The 3775-nt window shown below is 45.5% G+C and carries 4 protein-coding genes; all 4 read left to right on the top strand.

Features of this window, described 5'->3' with window-relative positions; all coding sequences use genetic code 11:
* Nucleotides 1-99 precede the first annotated feature (99 nt).
* The 4 genes from ccmE to A3761_RS09680 are packed head-to-tail and all read left to right on the top strand — an operon-like array spanning nucleotide 100 to nucleotide 3622.
* Entirely contained in the window at nucleotides 100-576 is a 477-nt protein-coding gene (gene ccmE / locus A3761_RS09695) for a cytochrome c maturation protein CcmE (protein WP_068510737.1), read from the top strand.
* On the top strand, nucleotides 577-2553 hold the full coding sequence (locus A3761_RS09690; RefSeq protein WP_068510739.1) for a heme lyase CcmF/NrfE family subunit: 1977 nt from the start codon (nucleotides 577-579) through the stop codon (nucleotides 2551-2553).
* Nucleotides 2550-3092: a DsbE family thiol:disulfide interchange protein gene (locus A3761_RS09685; RefSeq protein WP_068510742.1), complete on the top strand. Its 543-nt coding sequence runs from the start codon at nucleotides 2550-2552 to the stop codon at nucleotides 3090-3092. Before A3761_RS09690 ends, A3761_RS09685 begins: the two co-directional genes overlap by 4 nt.
* A complete protein-coding gene (locus A3761_RS09680; RefSeq protein WP_068508837.1) occupies nucleotides 3089-3622 on the top strand; it encodes a cytochrome c-type biogenesis protein in 534 nt (177 codons plus the stop codon). The genes A3761_RS09685 and A3761_RS09680 overlap by 4 nt, the downstream gene beginning before the upstream one ends.
* Nucleotides 3623-3775 lie beyond the last annotated feature (153 nt).

Raw genomic sequence — 3775 nt, 5'->3', positions numbered from 1 at the left:
GAACTCAAGAATAAACAAACCGCACAGACTGAGCCTTAGCAGACGATTTGCTAACTATTTTACTAATCTTTCAGTATTGATTTCAGGTGGAAATAATTGATGCACCCTAAGCGCAAACAACGCCTTACACTTATTATTTTTCTTCTCGTTGGGTTTGGGACCGTGATTGGTCTGGCCATGTACGCTTTGACGGAAAATATAAATCTATTTTATAACCCAACACAAATCGCACAAGGAGAGGCCCCAAAGGGCGCTCGTATTCGTGCTGGAGGCATGGTTGTAGAGGGAAGCGTTAAACGTAGCGAAAATAGTTTGGCCACCACCTTCGCGCTAACCGATTATAAAGAAAACGTAGAGGTTTCTTATACAGGAATACTGCCAGACCTCTTTAGAGAAGGACAGGGGATTGTAGCGCTTGGCCGGCTCGATGAGAACAATGTTCTTATAGCCGATGAAGTTCTAGCCAAGCACGATGAGAACTATATGCCGCCCGAAGTTGCTGACGCTTTAGAAAAGTCTGGTGGCACCGCGCCAAAAGGCATTCATACTAAACCCGTCGAAGAAGGACAGCCGTAGATGTTTACACCAGAAATAGGGCATCTTGCACTAGTCATCGCTTTTTCACTAAGCGTTTTATTGGCTGTCGTTCCACTATGGGGAGCTGCTCGCAATAATGCATTGTGCGTCTATCTAGCCCGTCCAATAGCCTGGGGGCAGTTCGTTTTTATGGTACTCAGCTTCACTTGCCTGGGTATTGCGTTTGTCCAAGATAACTTTAGTGTTCAGTACGTAGCCAACCACTCCAATACACTGTTACCACTGCAATATAAGATAAGTGCAATTTGGGGTGGTCATGAAGGGTCTTTATTACTTTGGGCATTGATTCTTTCCGGCTGGATTGCGGCTGTTGTGTTATTTTCCAAGCAACTGCCTTCAGATATTCTCGCAAGAGTGTTATCGGTAATGGGGATGATAAGTATCGGTTTTTTATCCTTCATTATTTTGACGTCAAACCCTTTCGACCGTTACTTACCGGAGTTTCCAGCAGAGGGCGCTGATCTAAACCCTCTACTTCAAGACTTTGGACTGATCGTTCATCCGCCAATGCTCTATATGGGCTATGTCGGTTTTTCGGTTGTGTTTGCCTTTGCGATTGCCGCATTGATGAGCGGTCAACTAGATTCAGCTTGGGCTAGATGGTCACGCCCCTGGACTACAGTAGCCTGGGCGTTCCTCACCTTAGGTATTTCCCTGGGTAGCTGGTGGGCATATTATGAACTTGGCTGGGGTGGCTGGTGGTTCTGGGACCCAGTAGAAAACGCTTCCTTTATGCCATGGCTCGTGGGTACCGCTTTAATACACTCCCTGGCTGTAACCGAAAAACGCGGAGTATTTAAGAGCTGGACTGTATTACTCGCGATCTTTGCATTTTCGCTCAGTTTACTCGGGACCTTTCTTGTTCGCTCTGGGGTGCTAACATCTGTTCATGCGTTTGCATCGGACCCTGCTCGCGGTCAATTCGTTCTTGGCTTGCTCGGCATCACAATGGTTTGCTCTCTAACACTTTATGCGCTCAAGGTTCCCGAGGTTCGCAGCAAAGCTCAATTTAGCATGCTATCTAGGGAAACCTTTTTGCTGGTAAACAATCTATTACTGGTCGTTGCATGGGTCACAGTTATGATGGGTACACTCTATCCATTAGTATTAGATTTTATCGGCGCAGGCAAACTATCAATTGGGCCTCCTTACTTTAACGCCGTTTTTGCACCGCTGATGTCCATTTTAGCGATCGTGATGGGTTTTGGTGTTGTCGGGCGTTGGAAAAACACTGAGCTTTCACTTTTGATTAAGCAACTACGCTGGGTTGCCTTGTCGGCGGTATTGATCGCTTTCGCCTTGCCATTTATTCTTTTTGAAGAATTTCATGTCGGTGCGTTTTTTGGGTCATTTCTAGCGCTTTGGATTACCGGCTTTACCTTAAAAGACGTATATCAGAAATCAGAGAACAAAGCCGGACGCATTCGCGGCCTGAGACGACTCAGCCGTTCCTATGTTGGAATGACGCTTGGCCACTTGGGGTTTGCCTTTAGTATTCTAGGCGTAACGCTAGTGTCGGTTGAATCTGAAGAAAGAGATATTCGTATGGCGCCTGGCGAGCAAGTGAGTGTGTCTGGTTACAACTTCGTATTTGAAAGCTTAGATCCCTATACTGGCGCTAACTATCAGGCTGATCGTGCCACGGTACGTGTTACCTCGGTTGCATCAGGGAACGAAGTCGCCACATTACACCCCGAGAAGCGAGTTTACTTCTCTAAGAACAGCCCTATGACGGAAGCAGGCATTGATGCCGGGCTATTCCGTGATCTCTATATTGCTTTAGGCGAGCCACTCACTGACGGTGCCTGGGCAGTTCGTATTCAAATAAAACCCTTCGTTAGATGGATTTGGCTTGGCACTATTTTTATGGCGCTAGGTGGATTGTTTGCGATAAGTGATCGTCGTTATCGCTTAAAGTCAAAACTCGTAGACAATAAAAATGGAGGCCTGGTATGAACAAAAGAATCGTCCTTTTCACACCTCTCGTTCTTACTATTGCTCTTGGGCTCATACTATATACCGCTATCGGTAAGGATCCTACCAAACTAGAAACGGCACGGCTAAACGACCCAGTACCGAAGTTTCAGCTGAGTTCTTTGTCAGACCAAAATAAGCAGCTCAATAACTCAGTATTCAGCGGTGAGGTAATGCTCTTAAATGTCTGGGCAACCTGGTGCCCATCGTGTCGAGTTGAGCACCCCTATCTAAACACTCTGTCAGAGCAGGGCGTCAAAATCGCTGGATTAAATTACAAGGATGAGCGTGATGCTGCTCAGGTTTGGCTTGCAAAACTAGGCAACCCTTATACATTCAACATTTACGACCCTGAGGGAAAGCTTGGATTTGATCTAGGTGTTTATGGTGCTCCAGAGACATACATTATCGATCAGCACGGATATGTCAGGCATCGCCATGTTGGTGTCGTTGATGACAAAGTCTGGCACTCGACGCTTAAGCCTTTGATCGACAAACTCGAAGGAAAGGTGGTGCTATGAACGAGCTCACAAGCAGATTAATTTTGCTGTTTTCCCTTACAACTTTCTTTTCGCTTCCTATTAGCGCAAATATAGACGTTTATCAGTTTTCTGATGAAGAAAGGCGCATGAATTACCTTGAGTTGACTAAGGAGCTCCGTTGCCCAAAATGTCAAAATCAAGATATCGCTGACTCTAACGCCCCAATTGCTGCCGACATGCGCAAAGAGGTTCACCGTTTACTTGAAGAAGGGAGTAGTCCTGAAGAAGTTGTTCAATTTATGATTGATCGCTTTGGAGATTTCGTCACCTATAAGCCAAAAGTTAGTAGTGAAACCTTAATGCTCTGGTATGGACCTTGGATTTTTATCATTTTTGGCATGGGCGTTATCGCTTACGCTGTTCGTAATAAGCGAAACACCAATCAAGATAAACCTGGCACATCAACGAGCAATGATTCGGTATCTGATTCTAGGGCCGACAGTACAAACAACAAAGTTCAGGCATTGCTTCGTGAGTTTGATGCCGACAACGATCAGGATAAATCTTAATGTACGACTTTTGGTTACCCGCTTTACTTTTACTATGCCTTGCAAGCTTGTTTGTTATCGTACCAAGCTTTCGCTTCGCATCTATCCAGCGACAAACAATCAAGCAGAATAAGATTCAGGCCAACGAGAATAAAGAACGTACTGCCCAAAATG

It is taken from the genome of Oleiphilus sp. HI0123, from assembly GCF_001635315.1.
Note: the sequence above shows the minus strand (reverse complement) of the source record. Positions and strands in the feature narration are given on the sequence as shown.